Annotated in this window: 20 protein-coding genes; 11 read left to right on the top strand and 9 right to left on the bottom strand. The window is 74.1% G+C overall.

Annotated elements, in window-relative coordinates:
- Positions 1-102 precede the first annotated feature (102 nt).
- Entirely contained in the window at positions 103-990 is an 888-nt protein-coding gene (locus ACIGXO_RS03800) for a universal stress protein (RefSeq protein ID WP_399779650.1), read from the top strand.
- On the opposite strand, the gene ACIGXO_RS03795 is transcribed toward ACIGXO_RS03800, so the two are convergent.
- The 3 genes from ACIGXO_RS03795 to ACIGXO_RS03785 all read right to left on the bottom strand — a co-directional run bounded on the left by ACIGXO_RS03795 (position 991) and on the right by ACIGXO_RS03785 (position 3,679).
- A complete protein-coding gene (locus ACIGXO_RS03795) occupies positions 991-2,214 on the bottom strand; it encodes a metallophosphoesterase (protein WP_399779648.1) in 1,224 nt (407 codons plus the stop codon). It lies immediately after the preceding gene.
- A gap of 116 nt (positions 2,215-2,330) precedes the next feature.
- Positions 2,331-2,837 carry a DUF1990 family protein gene (locus tag ACIGXO_RS03790; RefSeq protein WP_399779647.1) on the bottom strand — a complete coding sequence of 169 codons (507 nt, stop codon included), beginning with the start codon at positions 2,835-2,837 and terminating at the stop codon, positions 2,331-2,333.
- Entirely contained in the window at positions 2,834-3,679 is an 846-nt protein-coding gene (locus ACIGXO_RS03785; RefSeq protein ID WP_399779645.1) for a YndJ family protein, read from the bottom strand. The genes ACIGXO_RS03790 and ACIGXO_RS03785 overlap by 4 nt, the downstream gene beginning before the upstream one ends.
- A gap of 225 nt (positions 3,680-3,904) precedes the next feature.
- On the opposite strand from ACIGXO_RS03785, the gene ACIGXO_RS03780 reads away from it, so the two are divergent.
- The gene (locus ACIGXO_RS03780; protein ID WP_399779643.1) at positions 3,905-4,375 is read left to right on the top strand and encodes a DUF3574 domain-containing protein; all 471 of its coding nucleotides are present in this window, start codon (positions 3,905-3,907) and stop codon (positions 4,373-4,375) included.
- Positions 4,376-4,391: 16 nt separating this feature from the next.
- On the opposite strand, the gene ACIGXO_RS03775 is transcribed toward ACIGXO_RS03780, so the two are convergent.
- Positions 4,392-5,156, bottom strand: a complete 765-nt coding sequence (locus ACIGXO_RS03775) for a crotonase/enoyl-CoA hydratase family protein (RefSeq protein WP_399779641.1) — start codon at positions 5,154-5,156, stop codon at positions 4,392-4,394.
- Positions 5,153-6,811: an acyl-CoA dehydrogenase family protein gene (locus ACIGXO_RS03770; protein WP_399779639.1), complete on the bottom strand. Its 1,659-nt coding sequence runs from the start codon at positions 6,809-6,811 to the stop codon at positions 5,153-5,155. The genes ACIGXO_RS03775 and ACIGXO_RS03770 overlap by 4 nt, the downstream gene beginning before the upstream one ends.
- Positions 6,812-6,878: 67 nt before the next feature.
- Between ACIGXO_RS03770 and ACIGXO_RS03765 the strand changes: the two genes are divergently transcribed.
- Positions 6,879-7,616 (top strand): PaaX family transcriptional regulator C-terminal domain-containing protein, encoded by a 738-nt coding sequence (locus tag ACIGXO_RS03765; RefSeq protein WP_399779638.1) that lies wholly within the window; start codon positions 6,879-6,881, stop codon positions 7,614-7,616.
- Positions 7,617-7,677: 61 nt separating this feature from the next.
- Here the strand turns inward: ACIGXO_RS03765 and ACIGXO_RS03760 are convergent, their stop codons facing one another.
- Positions 7,678-8,523, bottom strand: a complete 846-nt coding sequence (locus tag ACIGXO_RS03760) for a triphosphoribosyl-dephospho-CoA synthase (RefSeq protein WP_399779636.1) — start codon at positions 8,521-8,523, stop codon at positions 7,678-7,680.
- Positions 8,524-8,803: 280 nt separating this feature from the next.
- Here ACIGXO_RS03760 and ACIGXO_RS03755 point away from each other — a divergent pair, with 280 nt between their 5' ends.
- The 7 genes from ACIGXO_RS03755 to ACIGXO_RS03725 all read left to right on the top strand — a co-directional run bounded on the left by ACIGXO_RS03755 (position 8,804) and on the right by ACIGXO_RS03725 (position 15,195).
- Positions 8,804-9,199 (top strand): molybdopterin-binding protein, encoded by a 396-nt coding sequence (locus ACIGXO_RS03755; protein WP_031054337.1) that lies wholly within the window; start codon positions 8,804-8,806, stop codon positions 9,197-9,199.
- A 17-nt stretch (positions 9,200-9,216) separates the two neighbouring features.
- Positions 9,217-10,038 carry a molybdate ABC transporter substrate-binding protein gene (gene modA / locus ACIGXO_RS03750; RefSeq protein ID WP_399779634.1) on the top strand — a complete coding sequence of 274 codons (822 nt, stop codon included), beginning with the start codon at positions 9,217-9,219 and terminating at the stop codon, positions 10,036-10,038.
- Positions 10,035-11,984 carry an ABC transporter permease gene (locus tag ACIGXO_RS03745; protein WP_399779632.1) on the top strand — a complete coding sequence of 650 codons (1,950 nt, stop codon included), beginning with the start codon at positions 10,035-10,037 and terminating at the stop codon, positions 11,982-11,984. The genes modA and ACIGXO_RS03745 overlap by 4 nt, the downstream gene beginning before the upstream one ends.
- Before the next feature lie 88 nt (positions 11,985-12,072).
- Entirely contained in the window at positions 12,073-12,306 is a 234-nt protein-coding gene (locus tag ACIGXO_RS03740; RefSeq protein ID WP_399779630.1) for a hypothetical protein, read from the top strand.
- Positions 12,307-12,482: 176 nt separating this feature from the next.
- Positions 12,483-13,151 (top strand): dienelactone hydrolase family protein, encoded by a 669-nt coding sequence (locus ACIGXO_RS03735; RefSeq protein ID WP_399779629.1) that lies wholly within the window; start codon positions 12,483-12,485, stop codon positions 13,149-13,151.
- Positions 13,151-14,479 (top strand): erythromycin esterase family protein, encoded by a 1,329-nt coding sequence (locus ACIGXO_RS03730; RefSeq protein WP_399779627.1) that lies wholly within the window; start codon positions 13,151-13,153, stop codon positions 14,477-14,479. The genes ACIGXO_RS03735 and ACIGXO_RS03730 overlap by 1 nt, the downstream gene beginning before the upstream one ends.
- A gap of 62 nt (positions 14,480-14,541) precedes the next feature.
- The gene (locus ACIGXO_RS03725) at positions 14,542-15,195 is read left to right on the top strand and encodes a phosphoribosyltransferase (RefSeq protein ID WP_399779625.1); all 654 of its coding nucleotides are present in this window, start codon (positions 14,542-14,544) and stop codon (positions 15,193-15,195) included.
- Here ACIGXO_RS03725 and ACIGXO_RS03720 read toward each other — a convergent pair.
- From ACIGXO_RS03720 to ACIGXO_RS03710, 3 genes are all read right to left on the bottom strand, one after another.
- Positions 15,167-16,489 (bottom strand): acyl-CoA dehydrogenase family protein, encoded by a 1,323-nt coding sequence (locus ACIGXO_RS03720; RefSeq protein WP_399779623.1) that lies wholly within the window; start codon positions 16,487-16,489, stop codon positions 15,167-15,169. The two genes, ACIGXO_RS03725 and ACIGXO_RS03720, sit on opposite strands and share 29 nt — an antisense overlap.
- A complete protein-coding gene (locus tag ACIGXO_RS03715) occupies positions 16,486-17,415 on the bottom strand; it encodes a sulfite exporter TauE/SafE family protein (RefSeq protein ID WP_399779621.1) in 930 nt (309 codons plus the stop codon). The genes ACIGXO_RS03720 and ACIGXO_RS03715 overlap by 4 nt, the downstream gene beginning before the upstream one ends.
- A gap of 157 nt (positions 17,416-17,572) precedes the next feature.
- Positions 17,573-18,031: an RrF2 family transcriptional regulator gene (locus ACIGXO_RS03710; RefSeq protein ID WP_399779619.1), complete on the bottom strand. Its 459-nt coding sequence runs from the start codon at positions 18,029-18,031 to the stop codon at positions 17,573-17,575.
- An 82-nt stretch (positions 18,032-18,113) separates the two neighbouring features.
- On the opposite strand from ACIGXO_RS03710, the gene ACIGXO_RS03705 reads away from it, so the two are divergent.
- Positions 18,114-18,944, top strand: a complete 831-nt coding sequence (locus ACIGXO_RS03705) for a methyltransferase domain-containing protein (RefSeq protein WP_399779618.1) — start codon at positions 18,114-18,116, stop codon at positions 18,942-18,944.
- Positions 18,945-18,958: the final 14 nt, after the last annotated feature.

Raw genomic sequence — 18,958 nt, 5'->3', positions numbered from 1 at the left:
GCGGCGCCGTCACCCCGCGCGCACGGGCACCGCCGCCCGCGCGGGCCCCAGGACACCAGGGCACCGGAGAGGCGGTGCCCGCATCCACGGATCGAGGAGATCGTGAACAGCACCCTTCCCGTCATCGCCGGCGTCGACGGTTCGGTGAACAGCCTCCGGGCGCTGGACTGGGCGGCCGGCGCGGCCCGGCTCGCCGGTGCCACGTTGCACGCGGTGCACGTCTGGCCGATCACCCCCATGCCGCGCGCGCTCGGCGACGCCCACCCGCACCCGGTCCCCGACCCCGCCGACCCCGTGCTGCAGGACGTCAGAGAACACCTCGCCGATTGGCCCGACGCCCCCGAGACGCGGTACCTCTCCGCGCACGGCGCGTCCACCTCGACGCTGATCCGGCTGAGCGCCCAGGCCCGGCTGCTGGTGCTCGGCTCGCGCGGCCGCGGCGGCTTCACCAGCCTGCTGCTCGGCTCGGCGGGCCGGGCCGCCGCCATGCGGGCCGCCTGCCCGGTCGTGGTCGTGCCCGACGAGCGGCGCGCGGAGCCGGGGGCCGGCACGCAGCACCGGATCGTGCTCGGGCTGCACCCGGAGGAGACCTCCGACGAGACGCTGGACTTCGCCTTCGCCGAGGCCGAGCGCCGCGACGCCGAGCTGCGCGTGGTCACCGCGTACCCGAACCCGTACCCGATGCTCATCGCGCCCGACAGCCTGCCGCCCGGCAACCCCACGACGGGCGAGTTGGAGGCGCACGCAGCTGTCCGCCAGGAGGAGCGGCTGCGCCCCTTCACCGAGCGGCACTACCCGAAGGTGACCGTCGACCCGGTCGTCGTGCAGGGCGATGTGGCCGGCCGCCTGGTCGCCGCGTCCCGCGCCGCCGACCTGGTCGTGGTCGGCCGGCACCGCCGCCGGCTGCGCGACGGCGGCCTGATGGGCTCGGTCGCCAACGCGGTACTGCTGCATGGCCACTGCCCGACGGCGGTGATCCCGGTGCGGTGATCAGCCCACGGCCACCGGCGCGGCACTGCGCGTACGGTGCGCGAGCTTCGCCGTACGCGTGGGCACGTCCACGGTGTACGCGTCGAGGGTCATGCTCCTGGCGGACACCTTCAGCACCATGAATCCGTGGCGGGAGAAGTCCTGCCACTCCGCCGGCACGTCGAAGTGCGCCTTGCCGTCCCCCGTCTTCGAGGCCGCACCGCAGACGACTTGGCGCGTGCCGCCGGTGCGGGCCGACGGCTCCAGCAACTGCAGCGTGTGATCGTGCCCCGACAGGATCAGGTCGGCCCGCCCGCACACCACCTCCTCGTACAGCTCCTTGAGGTGGATGCCGCTGGTGTAGTGCCCGACGGTGAAGCCGTCGTACGAACCGGCGCTGCCGTGCTTGCCGTTGTTCAGGTACGGATGATGGCCGAGCACGATCTTCCACCGGGCCCGGGACTTCTTGAGAGCACCCTCCAGCCACGCCCGCTGCTCCCGCATGTACGGGCCGTCCCAGTGGAAGTACGGGTCGGTCTGCACGACGTACGAGGACACCGGGTTGGTGTCCAGCGCGAAGAACTCGACGAGCGGGGCGCCGCCGCCGTCCGCGCCCGAGCCGGCGGGCAGCGCCACGCTGTAGTAGCGGCTCGGCATGTACCACCGCTTCGAGGTCGTCGCGTAGGCCACCTCCCGGTCGCCGCGCGCGGGGTCGCCGCCGCTGCCCGGTATCAGCCCCGAGCAGTCGTGGTTGCCCAGGACCATCAGCCAGGGCACGTCGATGCCGGTGTTCGGCTTCTCGAACTTGTCCTGGAACTCGTCGTCGTGCGCCGACTCGGGCCCGTTCTCGTAGATGTTGTCGCCCAGCCCGATGGCCAGCCCGATCTGCTCGCTCGCCATCAGGTCCCGGGCGGCGGCGGCCACCGCGTACTGGCCCTCCTCGCCGGTCCCGGCGTCCCCGGTGACCAGCACCGCGAATTCCCCGTTGCCGTTGGGCGCGGTGGGGAAGGGGTACTTCCCGTCCGCCGCCCGGTCCCGTGCCGCGGCCGGCGCGGCCGCCCCGTACGGCAGCACGGCGAGCGCGGCGCCCGCGACGGCGCCGCCCAGGAGCGTGCGCCGGTTCAGGTTCAGCACGGGAGCGGTGCGCGTGGCGGCGGGGGTGGTCGGCTCCCCGCCGGGGACCGTGCCGCTCCGCACCCACTGGTCCTCGGTCATGTCCGCCTGCGGCGGAATCAGCTCACACATGCCAGGAGTTGTCTCATGACCTACTGGTCAGTTGGTGAAGATGTCATGAACGCGGCGTAGACGTTCGGGGGTGTTACCGCATGAGCAAGTACGGCATGTGACCGCAGGTCAGCGTGTTACCGCACGAGCTTGCGCAGCGTACGGCCGCAGTGCCGCGCGTATGCCCGCTGGAACACCGGGACCAGCGGCCCGGCCAGCCGCGTGTACCAACTGGCCGCCCTGCTGAAGGCGGTGACGGTGAACCAGACGGAACCGTCGGCCCGCAGCTCCGCGACGAAGGACTCCTCGCCGCATTCGGGATGCCCCTCCAGCGTCCCGTAACCGAAGCCGATGCGGTCGCTGTCGTACGTGCTCCACACCACCCGGCACGGCGCGGTGATCCGCAGCGGGCCGACGCCGAGCCCGCTCTCCACCGGCGCGCCCGGCTCGGCGCGCTCCGCGCCCGCCCGGATGCGGACACCGGCCGCCCGGTGCATCCGGAAGGTCATGACCGCCTCACCGGCCCGCTCGAAGACCTCCCGGCCGTGCCCGACCGGCACCTCGACGTGCAGATGGTGGTACCCGGCGGGGAGCGGCCCGTGCTGGGTGGCGCCGTGTTCGGGGTAGGTGAGTGCGGCGGTCATGCGCGCTCCTTCGAGCCGGTGGTGCGGTGGACGGAGGCCGGCAGGCGGTGCCAGGCGAGCAGTGCGCAGAGCGCGAAGCCCAGCGCGTTGCCCACGCCGTGGGTCGCGGCCATCCAGGTCAGGGTCGGGTGCGGCAGCCCGCTCGCCTCGCCCAGTGCCCAGCTCAGCGCCAGCAGCATGGTCGCGACGAGGACCGCGGCCGAGACGGCGAGCAGTGCGCGGGTCGTACGGTCGGCCGCCGCGGTCCGCAGGTCGCGCCAGGTGACCAGGGCGACCAGCCACATGCCGCAGGTGAGCACGGCGGCCCCGGCGAACTCCACCCACTCGCCGGTGAAGTACCCGGCCAGTACCAGCAGCGTGCCGGCCGGGACGCTGAGCGCCGCGTACCGCGCGGCGGGGCCGTCGTCCGCCCGGCAGACCAGGCCCGCCACGAGAGCCGCGGCGAACCCGGCGAAGTGGAAGTGCGGCACGGTCAGCGACAGGATGCGCAGCGAGAAGCCGAACAGCTCGGTGCCGTGCCGCTCGGCGACCAGCGCGAGGCCCGCGATCGCCGGGGTGACCAGCGCGGTGAGCACGGCGACCTCGCGCGGGGCGAGCGAGCGGGTGCGGAGCAGCCGCCGGGGCGCGAGCAGGGCGAGGACGAGGGTGGCCGCGGCGTAACAGGCGGCGAGTGCGGTGGCGGCGGGGCCGCGCGGCAGCCACAGGCTCACCGCGCCGAGCGTAGCGGGCAGCCACCAGATCCGGCGCAGCCGCGCCGCGCCGGCCTCGCCGACCAGGGCGAGCCCCATCGGCAGCACCGCCAGCATCCCCACCATGACGACGATACGGACCAACGCGTCCATGCCCGCCCCCTTCTCTTGAACGTGTTCAAGTAACGCTCGGGGTTGACCGTACGCCCTGAGTTGAACTCGTTCAAGTGAGGCTGGCCGGAAGTATCCGGCCGTACGTGCGTGCCCTGGTGGCGGGTCATCGCGGTCGGGCATCTTCAGTGGGCAGCCGGCCGCATCCCTGGACGCCGGCGGTCGTTACTCGGACGAAGTCCCGCGAAAGGCAGACCGTTGGCATCGATGTTCCAGCCCCGTGTACGTCTGGCAGCCCTGGCGGTGTCCACCGCCCTGCTCGGCGCCGCCGCGACCGCGTCGGCCCCCGCTCTCACGCCCACGTCCGCCGCGACGGACCGGCCGGCGGGCGGCGGTCCGGCGGTGGGCCGGCCCTACATCGAGACCAGCCTCTTCTTCGGTACCGCCCATCCGGACGGCAGCCCGCCCGTCACCGACAAGCAGTTCCGGCGTTTCGTGAATGAGTTCGTCACGCCCCGGTTCCCGGACGGGCTGACCGTCCAGGAGGGGGAGGGCCAGTACCGGGACGCGAACGGGACCATCGAGCGTGAGCGCTCCTACGAGCTGATCCTGTTCTACCCCACGGGCCAGGCGGGACCGAGCGGCCGCAAGATCGAGGAAATCCGCTCCGCCTATGAGAAGAAGTTCGCCCAGGAGTCCGTGGCCCGCGTCGACGACCGCACCAGCGTCGACTTCTGACGCGGGCCGTCCGCGCTCAGACCTCCATGGTGCCGTGCCGCCCCGCGCCCGACGCGAAGCGCGCGGCGCCCTCCGCGGCATGGACCAAGGACTCCTGGCCGTGCCGGAGTTCGGCGGCCATCGCCGCCTCCTCTGTCAGCCCGGCCTGCTCGCGTACCGACGCCCGGTCGCCGCGCAGGCACGTCTGCGGGAAGCGGGCGATCTCCGCCGCCAGCGCCTCGGCCTCGGCCCTGGCCCGGCCCTTGGGCACGACCCGGTTGGCCAGCCCCATCTCCAGCGCCTCGGCGGCCGGCACCGGGCGCCCGGTGAGGACCATGTCCATCGCCCGGCTCTCGCCGATCAGCCGCGGCAGCCGGACCGTGCCGCCGTCGATCAGCGGCACGCCCCAGCGCCGGCAGAACACCCCGAAGACCGCGTCCTCCTCGGCCACCCGCAGATCGCACCAGAGCGCCAGCTCCAGGCCGCCCGCCACCGCGTGCCCGCTCACCGCCGCGATCACCGGCTTGGACAGCCGCATCCGGGTCGGGCCCATCGGGCCGTCGCCGTCCGGCGCCACGCGATTGCCGCGCGGCGTGCCGATCGCCTTGAGGTCGGCGCCCGCGCAGAACGTGCCGCCCTCGCCCCACAGCACCGCCACCGACGCCGTCTCGTCCGCCTCGAACTCCCGGAAGGCATCGGCGAGCTGACGGGCCGTCGGACCGTCCACGGCATTGCGGGCCGCGGGCCGGGACAGGACGACCGTGGTGACCGGGCCCGCCCGCACGACCCGTACGGCGCTCATCCGCGGGCCTCGTCGGGGGACTTGGTGCGGGCCCGCGACAGGATCGCGCCCAGGTCCGCGCCGGCCGGCAGGGTGCCGAAGGCGTGACCCCACTCGCCGCCCAGCCGCGAGGCGCAGAAGGCGTCGGCAACCGCCGGGTCGCTGTGCCGGACCAGCAGCGCACCCTGGAGGACCAGCGTCAGTCGCTCCGCGAGCGTACGGGCCAGCAGCTGGGCCCGGTCCGGATCGGCCAGCTCCGGCAGCATCGCCTTCAGCCGCGCCACCGCCGCGTCCAGCCGCGGGTCGGCGCCGGACGCGGCCTCCACCTCGGCGAAGTACGCCTCCAGCCCGGCTGGTTCCTTGGCCAGCGCGCGCAGCACGTCCAGCGCCGCGACGTTGCCCGAGCCCTCCCAGATGGAGAGCAGCGGGGCCTCCCGGTACAGCCGGGGCATCCCCGATTCCTCGACGTAGCCGTTGCCGCCGAGGCACTCCAGGGCCTCCGCCGCGTGCGTCGCGCCGCGCTTGCACACCCAGTACTTGCCGGCCGCCAGCGCGAGGCGGCGCAGCGCGCCCTCGTCGGCGTCGCCCGCCTGCGCCCGGTCCACCGCCGCCGCCAGCCGCAGCCCCAGCGTCGTCGCCGCCTCCGACTCGATCGCCAGGTCCGCCAGCACCGACCGCATCAGCGGCTGGTCGGCCAGCTCCTTCCCGAACGCCCGGCGGTGCGCGGTGTGGTGCAGCGCCTGCCGCAGCCCGGCCCGCATCCCGGCGGCCGAGCCGAGCACGCAGTCCAGCCGGGTCATGTTGACCATCTCCACGATGGTCCGCACCCCGCGCCCCGGCTCGCCCACCGGCCAGGCCACCGCCTCGTCGTACTCGACCTCGGAGGAGGCGTTGGAGCGGTTGCCCAGCTTGTCCTTCAGCCGCATCAGGTGGAAGCGGTTGCGGGTGCCGTCCGGCAGCACGCGGGGGAGCAGGAAGCAGGTCAGCCCCTCGTCCGTCTGCGCCAGCGTCAGGAAGACGTCGCTCATCGGCGCGGAGGTGAACCACTTGTGGCCGGTGATGCGGTACGTCCCGTCCCCGGCCGGCACGGCCCGGGTGGTGTTGGCCCGTACGTCCGAGCCGCCCTGCTTCTCCGTCATCGACATGCCGGCGATCAGCCCGGTCTTGGACAGCGGCGGCCGCAGCCCGAAGTCGTACGTACGCGCCGCGAGCAGCGGCTCGTACTCGGCGGCCAGCCCGGGCGAGGCCCGCAGCGCCGGGACCGCCGCGTACGTCATGGAGATGGGGCAGCCGTGACCGGGCTCGGCCTGCGACCACACGTAGAACTTCGCGGCCCGCACGAGATGGCCGCCGGGGCGGTTCTCGGCCCAGGGCGCGGCGTGCAGGCCCTGCTCCACCGCCACGGTCATCAGCTCGTGCCACGCCGGGTGGAACTCCACCTCGTCCACCCGGTGGCCGTACCGGTCGTGCGTGTGCAGCTTCGGCGGCTGCTCCTCCGCCATCCTCGCCAGCTCCTGCACCTCCGCCGAGCCGGCCAGCGCGCCCAGGACCTGCACCTCGCGCTCACCCCACCCGGCACCCTCCCGGTGCAGCGCCGCCAGCAGGGCCGGGTCGTCCGCCGCGCTGAACCCGGTGAGCGGCGGCGCCTGATTCAGGACTTCATGGGTGACCGTCATACGGCCGACATTACAGTTGTCGTACACGCGATGGAAGTGTGTAACAGTGGCTGTCAGGATGACTGCCATGGATTCACGCCTCACCCTGCGGCCGCTCACCGCGCGCTCCATCGTGCTGAGCACCCTCCTCGGCCACCACCCGCCCCGGCTGCCCGCGCGTGCGCTGGTCAGGGTCGGCGAGCTCTTCGGGATCGCCGAGGGCACCGTCCGGGTCGCCCTCTCGCGTATGGTCGCGGCCGGTGACCTGCGGCAGAGCGACGGCTCGTACGGGCTGACCGCGCGCCTCCTGGAACGTCAGGCCCGGCAGGACGAGAGCCGCGCGCCGCGTACCGGTGCCTGGTCGGGGGAGTGGGAGATCGCACTGGTCGCCGGCGCCGGGCCGCGTACCGCCGCGGACCGCACCGCGCTGCGCCAGGCCATGGCGGAGCTCCGGCTCGGCGAGCTGCGCGAGGGCAGCTGGCTGCGGCCCGCCAACCTCGACCGGCCCCGGCCCGCCGTCGCCGTCGAGCAGTGCACCTGGCTGACCGGCACGCCCGACGGCGACCCCGTGGCGCTCGCCGGCCGGCTGTGGGACCTGGCCGGCTGGTCGGCGCGGGCCCGCGCCCTGCTCGCGGCGCTCGGCCGGGCGGCCACCCCCGCCGACCGCTTCACCGTCTCCGCCGCGATCCTCCGCCACCTCCTCGCCGACCCCCTCCTCCCCGACGCGCTGCTGCCCGGGGACTGGCCGGGGCGTGAACTCCGCGCGCGGTACGGGGAGTTCGAGGCGGAGCTGAGCGAGCTGCTCCGCCGCCACATCGAGGGCTGAGGGGGGCGGTGGCGGCGCGGGGGGCCGGTCGCCGAGCCGGGCCGCCGCGCCGCCCCGCCGTTCACGGCCCCGGCGTCAGCCCGTCCGTACCGAACGTGAAGTCCAGGAACAGCGTGGCGGACAGCACCGCGTGGCTGCCGCGCGGGGTCAGCAGCGGATCGCGCATGCGCAGGTGCAGGCGGTCCAGGGCCTCCCGGCCCGCCGGGCAGCCGTAGCCGCCGGCCCGGACCACGTCCCGGGCGTCCATCTGGACCGACAGCAGCCCCGCCGGCCCGCCCTCGTGCAGCAGCGAGGTGTCGTCGAGCGTCGCCATCAGCGTGAGCAGCGCGTCCATCCGCGCGGCGATCTCGGGCCTGCCGTGCGCCCGGGACTCGCGCAGCGCGGGCAGCGCCACCCGCCGTACGTGCGGGAATCCGGACCCGGCCTGGCCGGTCGCGCCCGGCACATGGAAGTGCAGCCGCGCCCGGCCGCCCGCCGTCTCGACGGGCTTGGGCGTGCCCTCGTACGGCATCCGGGCCAGCGTCGCGGCCGCCGCGCAGGCGGTGTAGCCCGAGCGGCAGCCGGTGGCGGCGGCGCCCGCGACGAGCAGGCCGACGGCCCACAGCTCGCCCCGGTGGCCCGCGGCCTCCGCCGGGAGCTGTTCGCCGAGCCGGCCGAGCTCGGCGCGCAGGTGACGGTCGAGGCGGCGGCCGTCAGCGGTCTCCGCCACCGCGGTGAAGACCGGGCGGAGCGCCGGTATGGAGCGGAGTTCGGCGGCGGGGTCGCCCGAGTCGTGCGGCGTGCCCGCCTCGGGGATGCGCGGCAGCCGGGCGCGTGCGGTGCAGGCGGCCACCGCGAGATCCGCGAGGAGGTGCGGGGTGACCGGGGGAGCGAGGCGGGCGGGCGAGGTCGGCGCGGGCCTGAGCATTCTCGGTGCCTTCCGTCGTACGGGTCGGTCGGTTGCGGGGCGCTGAGCGCGTCCCGAGCCTGTGATGCCGCCCGCGACGACCCGGTACGCGGGACTTTCGTCCCTGATGTCAGGCCCGTATGTCCCCCTTCGCGGCGGCCGCCGATCCCGCGTCGACGCCCCGCACAGGCCCACCTCGTCCGCGCGATCTTGTGCGATCGCACCAGTCGGCTCGCATCTGCTAAGCCCAATCCACAGTCTTCCTTGCAGGTGAGAGGACATCTGCCATAACGTGCCGCACATGCAGTCCTACACGATCGGCCAGGCGGCGCGGCTGCTCGGCGTCAGCGCCGACACGGCGCGCCGCTGGGCGGACGCCGGCAAGGTCCCCACCCACCGGGACGAGGCGGGCCGCCGGCTGATCGACGGCCGTGACCTGGCCGCGTTCTCCACCGAGCTCGCCAAGAGCGGCGCCGGTGAGGACGAGCCCGCCGCCACTTCCGTCCGCAACGCCTTCCCCGGCATCGTCACCGCGATCAAGCTCGGTGATGTCGCGGCGCAGGTGGAGATCCAGGCGGGCCCGCACCGCCTGGTCTCGCTGCTGACCCGGGAAGCGGTGGAAGAGCTGGGGCTGGAGGTCGGCATGCGGGCCACCGCGCGCGTGAAGTCGACCAACGTCCACATCGACCGGGTCTGAGCCCCGAGGAGTCCGCCATGCCCCGCCCCCGTGCGAACCGCCTCCGTACGAACCCTCTCCGTACGACCGGCCGCCGCCGCACCGCTGCCGCCACCGCGCTCTGCGCCGCCCTGATCGTGCCCCTCGCGGCCGGCTGCGGCGGGTCCGGCGACGAGGCGTCCGGCGGCGGCGAGAAGACCACGATCAAGGTGCTCGCCGCCGCCTCGCTCACCGACGTCTTCAAGAAGGCCGGCGCCGAGTACGAGAAGGCCCACCCCGGCACGATCGTGAAGTTCTCCTACGCCGGCTCGCAGCAGCTCGCCGCCCAGGTCAAGCAGGACTTCCCGGCGGACGCGCTGGTCACGGCCGACACCAGGACCATGGACGGCCTCAAGGGGCAGACCGGCACCCCGGTGACCATCGCCCACAACCGCCTGGTCATCGCCGCCGGCAAGGGCAATCCCAAGAAGATCGAGAACCTCAAGGATCTCACCGACAGCAAGCTCAAGGTCGTGCTCGCCGCGCCCGAGGTCCCGGTCGGCCGCTACAGCCGGCAGGTACTGGACCGGCAGCACCTCAAGGTGAAGCCGGTCTCCCAGGAGCAGGACGTGCGCGGCGTGCTCAGCAAGGTGGAGCTCGGCGAGGCCGACGCGGGCATCGTCTACGCGACGGACGCGAAGACCGCACCCGGCAAGGTCGACGCGGTATCGGTGCCCGACGAGCAGAACGCCGTCGCCGCCTACCCGGCCGCCACCCTCAAGGTCTCCGAACACAAGAAGCAGGCCGACTCGTTCGTGACGTGGCTGCGGTCCGCGAAGGCGCAGCAGATCCTGCGCGAGGCCGGGTTCCAGAAGCCATGAGACCTTCCGTGCGCCGGGCGCCGCTCGCACTGGCCGTACCCGCCGTACTGGCCGTGGCGTTCCTGTTCGTCCCGCTGGCCGGCGTCCTGGTCCGTACGACCTGGTCGGACCTGGGTGCGCACCTGACGGCGCCCGGCGTCACGGACGCGATGTGGCTCTCGCTGACCGTCGCGTGCTGGGCGCTGGGGCTCTCGTTGCTGCTCGGCGTGCCGCTCGCCTGGCTGCTGGCCCGGGTGGACTTCCCCGGCAAGGCGCTGGTCCGCTCGCTGGTCCTGCTGCCGATGGTGCTGCCGCCGACCGTGGGCGGCGTCGCGCTGCTGCTCGGCTTCGGGCGGCGGGGACTGCTGGGCGGGGTACTGGAGGACTGGTTCGGCGTCCAGCTGCCGTTCCACACCTCGGGCGCGGTCATCGCGGCGACGTTCGTCTCGATGCCGTTCCTGGTGATCAGCCTGGAAGGCGCGCTGGCCGGGCTGCACGCCCGGTACGAGGAGACCGCGGCCTCCCTCGGCGCCGGTCCCTTCCGGGTCTTCTGCACCGTCACGCTGCCCATGGTCGCCCCGGGACTGGCCGCCGGCGCCGCGCTCACCTGGGCCCGCGCGCTCGGCGAGTTCGGCGCCACGATCACCTTCGCCGGCAACCTCCCCGGCGTCACCCAGACCCTGCCGCTCCAGGTCTACCTGCTGCTCCAGGACAGTCCCGAAGCCGCGACCTCGGTCTCGCTGCTGCTCCTGGCCGTCGCGATGGCCGTACTGGTCGCCCTGCGCGGACGGTGGTCGGTGGGCGCCACGGCGAAGACGCGGACCGGAGCCACTGAGGCAGGTGCCGGGACTGCTGATGGAGGTACGGGCGTGCCGCCCGCCGACGGGCCGCCGGAGGTGCCTGCCGAAGAGGTCCCGGCGGACGCGCCCGCCTGGCCGCTGCACGCCGACGTCACCGGCTTCACCCGCCTCACCCTCGACGCCGGACCCGGCACCACCATCGCCGTCGTCGGCCCCAACGGCGCGGGCAAGACCACCCTGCTGCGCGCGCTCCTCGGGCTCACCCCGCGCGCCCACGCCGCGCTGACCCTCGGGGACGACGACGTCACCGCCCTGCCGCCGCACCGCCGCGGAGTCGCCTGGGTACCGCAGGACGGCGCGCTCTTCCCGCACCTCACCGCCCTCGGCAACACCGCGTACGGGCTCCGCGCCCGCGGTGTGCGCCGTGCGGAGGCCCGGCGCGCCGCCCAGCAGTGGCTGGACCGGCTCGGCGTCGGTCACCTCGCGCACCGCCGTCCGGCCGGCCTGTCCGGGGGGCAGGCCGGCCGGGTCGCACTGGCCAGGGCGCTGGCGGCCGGGCCCCGGCTGCTCCTCCTCGACGAGCCGCTCGCCGCCCTCGACCAGACCACCCGCGCGCACGTCCGGCACACCCTGCGCCGGCACCTCGCCGGCTTCCGCGGCGTCTGCCTGCTCGTCACCCACGACCCGGTCGAGGCGGTCTCGCTGGCCGACCGGGTACTGGTGCTCCAGGACGGCAGCCCCCTCCAGGACGCCGCGCCCGCCGAGCTCTCCCGGCATCCCCGCTCGCCGTGGGTGGCCCGGATGCTCGGGCGCAACGCCTGGCCCGGCACGGCCACCGCCGACGGCCTCGCCCTCGAAGGCCGCCCCGGCCGGCTCACCGCCGCCGAACCACTGGAGAAGGGCACCGAAGCGCTCGCCGTCATCGGCCCCGAGGCGGTGTCCGTGCACCGCGTCCGCCCCGGCGGCAGCCCGCGCAACGTCTGGCCCGGCCGGGTCCGCGAACTCACCGCCGCCGGCAGCCGGCTGCGCGTCCTCATCGGCTCCCCGGAAGTCCCCGACCTCGTCGCCGAGATCACCCACCAGGCCGCCGCCGAACTGGACCTCCGCGACGGCACGGACGTCTGGATCAGCGTCAAGGCCACGGAGGTCACGCTCGTACCGGTGTGACGCACCGTCATGTGTCCGCGAGTTTGGACCCACGGGCGGCGGAAACCCGCAACGGACCGCCAGTCCACGACGTGGAGGTCGAGCAACCATGACCAGCAGTCACGAAACCGGCGACGTCACCGGCACCAAGGACAAGAACTACAACCTGCTCTGGTACACGGAGACATGTCTGGACAACGCCCTGCGGATGGAGACGTACATCCAGGACGCGGAGCGCGAGAAGGACACCGAGCTGGCGGAGCTGTTCCGCAAGGCGCAGGCCGACAGCCGCAAGGGCGCCGAACTCGGCAAGCAGTTGCTGAGCAGCCGACTCGGCGGCTGACGGCCGGACTGACGAACAGGTGTCGGGCGGCGCTCCGCGGAGCGCCGCCCGATACTGTTTCGTTTGCCCGTTTGCCCGTTTCGCCGAGAAGCGTACGATCTTCGTAGAGGGCTACCCGTATGTCCGCAGGCGAGAGCAGGCAAGCGCACGCAAGCGAGAGAGCGGAAAACAGTCCGATGACCTTTGAAGAAACGGTGTCCGTACCGGCCGGCGGCGTCACCCTGACGGGAGACCTGCGGGTACCCGAAGCGGCCCACGCGGTGGTCGTCTTCGCGCACGGCAGCGGGAGTTCCCGGCACAGCCCGCGCAACCGCGGCGTCGCCGCCTACCTGGAAGCCTCCGGCCTGGCCACCCTGCTGATGGACCTGCTGACGGAGGAGGAGGACCGCACCGACGAGGTGACCCGCGAGCACCGCTTCGACATCCGCCTGCTCGGCGAGCGGGTGGTCGCGGCGGTCGACTGGCTCGGCACCCAGCCGGTCACCGAGCGGCTGCGGCCGCACCTCTTCGGCGCCAGTACCGGATCGGCCGCGGCCCTCGTGGCCGCCGCCGCCCGCCCCGAACAGGTGGCCTCCGTCGTCTCCCGCGGCGGGCGCCCCGACCTCGCGGGCGACGCGCTGCGACAGGTACGCGCCCCCGTCCTGCTGATCGTGGGCGGCCACGACGAATCCGTACTGGACCTGAACCGGCAGGCCGCCGCCGAGCTCTCCGCACCGTGCCACCTCCACGTCATCCCCGGCGCCACCCACCTCTTCCCCGAATCCGGTGCGCTCGACCAGGTCGCCGTCGCGGCCCGCGACTGGTTCCTCGCCCCGGGCGAGGAACCGCACGAGCTGGGCACCTGATGAGCACGGACCTTGCGGAGATCGCCGCCCGCGCCCGGCCCCTGACCGGCCCGGAGTCGCTGGACCCGCTGCTGGAGCGGATCGGCGACGCGCGGTACGTCCTGGTGGGCGAGGCGTCGCACGGTACGGCCGAGTTCTACCACTGGCGCGCCGAGCTGACCCGCCGGCTCATCACCGAGAAGGGGTTCTCCTTCGTCGCGGTGGAGGGCGACTGGCCTGACTGCCAGGACGTGCACTGCTCGGTCACCGGCGCGCCCGGGGCGCCCGCCGACCCGGCCGACGCGCTGGCGGGCTTCCGCCGCTGGCCGGCCTGGATGTGGGCCAACACCGAAGTGGCCCGCTTCGCCCGCTGGCTGCGCGCCCACAACGACGAACTGCCCCCGGACCGCCGCGTCGGGTTCTACGGACTGGACGTCTACAGCCTGTGGGAGTCCCTGGACGCCGTACTGGACCATCTGCGGGAGCACGACCCGGGCCAGGTGGACCAGGCCCTGGAGGCGTACCGCTGCTTCGAGCCGTACGACGAGGACCCGCAGAGCTACGCGCTGGCCACGCGCCTGGTGCCCAGCGGCTGCGAGCCGGAGGTGATCCGGCTGCTGGTCGCGGTCCGCGAACGGGCGCAGCGCGCGGCGGCCGCCGACGGCAGCCTGGCCGACCTCGCGGCGCGGCAGAACGCGGAGGTACTGGCCGGGGCCGAACGGTACTACCGGGCCATGGTGCGCGGCGGCCCCGATTCGTGGAACGTGCGCGACCACCACATGGCGGACACCCTCGACCGGCTGATGGCCCATCACGGCCCGGACGCCAAGGCGGTGGTGTGGGAGCACAACACGCACGTCGGCGACGCCCGCGCCACCGACATGGCCGAGGCGGGGCTGGTCAACGTCGGGCAGCTGGTGCGCGAGCGGCACGCGGCCGACGGCGTGGTCCTCATCGGATTCGGGTCCTACGAGGGCACGGTGACGGCGGGCGAGAGCTGGGGCGCCCCGCCGCGGACCATGACCGTCCCCGCGGCCCGTCCGGGCAGTACGGAGGAGCTGCTGCACCAGGCGCTGCCCGGCGATGCCGCGCTTTTCCTGCTCACCCCTACGACGCGGGGCGAGGGGACGGCGGGCCCCGGCCACTGGACGCGGATGCCGCGCGACCACCGGGCCATCGGCGTCGTCTACCGTCCGGAGCGCGAGAAGTGGGGCAACTACGTCCCGACCGTGCTCGACGAGCGGTACGACGCGTTCCTCTATCTGGACGCCACCCGGGCGCTCACCCCGCTGCCCCGGCAGCACCCGGCCGACACGGGTGAGGAGGAGACCTGGCCCAGCGGCCAGTGACCGCTCGCCACCCACCGCCCCCCACGCCTTCCCCGATCGCCTTCATGGCCAAGGAGACAGCCATGCGCTTCACGGACCGAAGAGACGCCGGCCGGCAGCTCGCGCAGCGGCTGCGGCAGCACCTCACGGAGGAGCGGCCCGACGCGCCGGACGGGCCGCTCGTACTGGCCCTGCCGCGCGGCGGGGTGCCCGTCGCCGCCGAGATCGCCCACGAACTGGGCGCGCCGCTGGACGTCTTCATCGCCCGCAAGATCGGCGCCCCGGGCCAGCCCGAACTGGCCGTCGGCGCCCTCGCCGGGGAGGATCCCCCGGTCTTCGACCGCCGCGCCCTGCAGTTCCTCGGCCTGTCCGAGGACGAGCTGGCCGCCGACGTCGCCCGCGAGCGGACCGAACTGCACCGCCGCGAGGACCTCTACCGCGGCAAACGCCCCGAGGCCGTCCTCACCGGCCGCACGGTGATCCTCGTCGACGACGGCCTGGCCACCGGGATGACGGCCACGGCGGCCCTGCGCAACCTGCGCCGCCGCGGTCCGGCGCGCGTCGTCCTCGCCGTACCGGTGGCGTCCCCGACCACCGCCGCCGCGCTGGCCGAGGAGGCCGACGACGTGGTCTGCCTGAGCAAGCCGCCGGACTTCCGCGCGGTCGGCGAGTGGTACGAGGACTTCACCCAGGTCTCCGACGAGCACGTCATCGCATCGCTGCGGGCGGCCACATGAGGTCGGCGCGTGCCCCGTTGAGGTAGTGGGCGCCGATGTCGCGGAGCCGGTGGGCCGGCGAGCTGCGGGTGGTGAGGGCGCGGGCGTTGCGCCAGAAGCGGTCGAAGCCGGGGTCGGTCGCGGGGGAGGGGGCCTGGTTCCCGGCGGTGAGTTCGAGGACGCGCGTGGTGATGCGCAGCGCCGACTCGGTGGCGACGGCCTCGGCGGCGGCGACGAGGAAGGCGATCTCCGCGCGTTCGTCGGGGCCGAGCCCGGGGCCGATCAGAAGACCCTGCGCCATCGCGTCCGTCGCGCGGCCGACGACGGACGACGCGCTGTGCGCCGAGGTCGCCAACTCGCCGTAGGCGAGGAGCAGATAGGGATCCTCACCGGGCGCCGTCGCGTACTCGCCGCTGCCGGTGTCGGTGAACGGATGCACGCCGGGCGCCACCCGACTGATGTCCCGCGCCTCGGCCAGCGCCCCCTCGGCGTTGCCCAGCCCCACGTGGAGCAGGATGAGGCGGAGGGCGAGCGGGGCGAGCGCGGTGTAGGGGGAGACGGTGTACTCGTCCCCCGGGACGGTGCCGAGCACCTGCCCGGCCGCCACCGGCACGTCCTCGAAGCCCACCGTGGCGGCCCCGGTGAGCCGCTGCCCGAGCCGCCCTTCCGGAGCCTCCGGACACACGGTGGTGAACGCCGGATCCACCACCACGATCACCGACTCGCCGCTGTCGGCGTGCACCGCGGAGAGCAGCAGCCGGTCGGCCACGCCCGCGCCCGCGGCGAGCGCACGCTGCCCGTTCAGTACGTACTTCCGTCCCGCCTTCTTCCCGACGGGCGTGAGCAGCAGCCCGGCCCCGGCCGGCGTGCCGGGCGCCTCGGTGCTCCCGGCCCAGAGCCACCGCTCGCGCGCCGCCCGGGACTCGACGCGGGCCGCGTGCTCCGGCGCGCCGAAGAGCCGCGGACCCCAGGACAGGACGTAGTGGCGGGCGAGGAGTTCGGCGAGGGAACTGTCGGCCGCGGCGATCTCCCGTACGGCCGCGCAGGCGGTGCCCCAGTCGGTGCCGCGCCCGCCCGGGCCGGGCGGCGCGAGGAAGCCCGGCAGGCCGGCCTCGCGCAGCCGGGAGACCTCCTCGAACGGCGGCTTGCCCGCCCGGTCCCGGGCGCTCGCGTCGACGGCGAGGTCATCGGCGAGCTCCCGGACGGCGCGCGGCCAGATCCCGTCGCCGTCCTGCTCGCCGGTGGCCGGCGGCGCGATGACGTACCGCGCCGCCGGGTACGGAGCCACGGGGTACGGAGCCATCGCGCCGGTCACCGGCCCGTCGTCGAACCGGCTTCGGCGGGCTGGACCTCCGCCGTGTCGGCCGCGTCCGCCGCGGGCCGCGGTGCGGTCGGGACGGTACGGCGGTGCTCCTTGAGCGAGTACCCGACGGCGGCCGCCCACAGCGCGTAGACCAGTCCGTACACCGTCCACTGGACGGCGTCACCGGCGTCGAGCCAGTCGCTCCGCAGCAGGGTGCGGATGTTGGTGAGCACGATGAGCCCGCCGACCGCCGAGCCGAGGATGCGCGGCGGTACGTGGCGGACCAGCCAGGCGGCGATCGGCGCGGCGATGAGCCCGCCGGCCAGCAGGGCCACCGCCCAGAGCCAGTTGACGCCCTCGGAGCCGAGGCCGACGAAGAAGCCGACGCTCGCCGCGATCGCGACCAGGAACTCACTCGTGTCGATGGAGCCGATGACCTTACGGGGCTCCAGGCGGCCGCTGGCCAGGATCGCCGGCGTGCCGACCGGCCCCCAGCCGCCGCCCCCCGTGGCGTCCAGGAACCCGGCGACCAGCCCGAGCGGGGACAGGAACCGCTTGCGCAGCGGCTTGTCGAGGTTGCCGGTGGGCAGCCCGGAGAGGGTGAAACGGGTCAGTACGTACAGACCGAGCCCCAGCAGGACGACGGCCATCACCGGCTCCGCGACCTCGGTGGAGAGCGCGGACAGGAAGGTCGCGCCCGCGAAGGCGCCGACGGCCCCGGGGATACCGATCTTCAGCACGACGCGCCAGTCGACGTTGCCGAAGCGCCAGTGCGCCGCACCCGAGGCGAGGGTGGTGCCGATCTCGGCGAGGTGCACGGTGGCGGACGCGGCCGCGGGGTTGGTGCCCACGGCGAGCAGCAGGGTGGTGGACGTGACGCCATAGGCCATGCCCAGGCTGCCGTCCACGAGTTGGGCCCCGAGCCCGGCCAAGGCCAACAGGATCAGCGTACGCACGGCTACCTCACAGATTCCCTATGTTTCCCACTGGATTGATAGGAATACTGTGCGCGAAAGACTTTGACAGCAAGGGGCTGTTCGAGATGCGGACTAACGCGTCTCGCTATACGAGAAGCAGTGGGTGAGGGGGTGCCTCTCAGGGATTGGTCCACGCTTCCGGAGTCTCGGTCAACCCGAGAACCTCCGGAGGGAGTTGGGCCGACGCGACATCGGCCAGTGAGACCCCGTCAAGAATCTGCCGGACGTTGGCGCGCAGCGCGACCCACAGCGGCAGCAGCGACTCGGCGGGCCCGGTGTACGACAGCTCCGGCGGCCGGACGCCGCGCACCGACACCAGCGGCCCCTCCACCGCGCGGATGACCTCCGCGATGCTGATCTCCTCGGCCGGCCTGGCCAGCCGGTAACCGCCGTGGCCGCCGCGCTGGCTCCGTACCAGCCCGCTGCGGCGCATATCGTTCAAAATGCCTTCGAGGAACTTGTGCGGAATCTCCTGGGCGGCGGCGATGGCCTCGGCCTTCAGCGGCCCGTCGTCGGTGGATGCGGCGAGCTGCAGCGCGGCCCGTACCGCGTAGTCCGCCCTGGCTGAGATGCGCATACCCGCATTATCCCGCACGGCCGGGGGCGCGCCGGACCGCCCGGCGTCCCGCATCAGGCGCCCCGCGTCCTACGATCACCCGGTGGCGCACAACGACGGACACGGCGACGGATACGGCGACGGGTACCTTTTCGACAACCAGCAGTCCGAGGCGGGGCAGCGCTTCGACGCGCTGTCCGAGCTCTTCGACCCGGTCACCTTCCGGCATCTGACGGCGGTGGGCGTGGCCGAGGGCTGGCACTGCTGGGAGGTGGGGGCCGGCAGCCCCGCCATCCCGGCCTGGCTGGCCGAGCGGACCGGGCCGGCCGGCCGCGTACTGGCCACCGACATCGACACCTCCTGGATGCCACCGGACGCCCCGTTCGAGGTCGCGCGCCACGACGTGGGGACGGAGGAGCCACCCGCCGGACCGTTCGACCTGGTGCATGCCCGGCTGGTCCTCGTGCACGTACCCGAGCGCGCGGCCGCCCTCGAAGCGATGGTGCGCGCGCTGCGGCCGGGCGGCCGGCTCGTAGTGGAGGACGCCGACCCGGCGCTGCAGCCGCTGAGCTGCCTGGACGAGTACGGGCCCGCGCAGCGGCTGGCCAACCGCCTGCGGCGCGCCTCCCGCGAACTGCTCGCCCAGCGCGGCGCGGACCTGGCGTTCGGCCGCACCCTGCCGCGGCTGCTGCGCGAGTCCGGACTCACCGAGGTCGCGGCCGACGCGTACTTCCCCATCACCTCACCGGCCTGCACCGCCCTGGAGCACGCGACCGTACGGCAGCTCCGCGACCGGCTGACCGCCGCCGGCCTCGCCACCGACGAGGAGATCGAGGCCCACCTCGCGAACGTCGCCACCGGCGAACTCGACCTGACGATGGCACCACTGATCTCGGCGTGGGGGCGCAAGCCGGGGCCGTCGGCCGACGGCTGAGAACCGGTACCGCC

This window comes from Streptomyces sp. NPDC053542 (assembly GCF_044544685.1).
Lineage (GTDB): Bacteria > Actinomycetota > Actinomycetes > Streptomycetales > Streptomycetaceae > Streptomyces.
The sequence above is the reverse complement of the archived record's forward strand: the minus strand, read 5'-3'. Positions and strand labels throughout refer to the sequence as shown.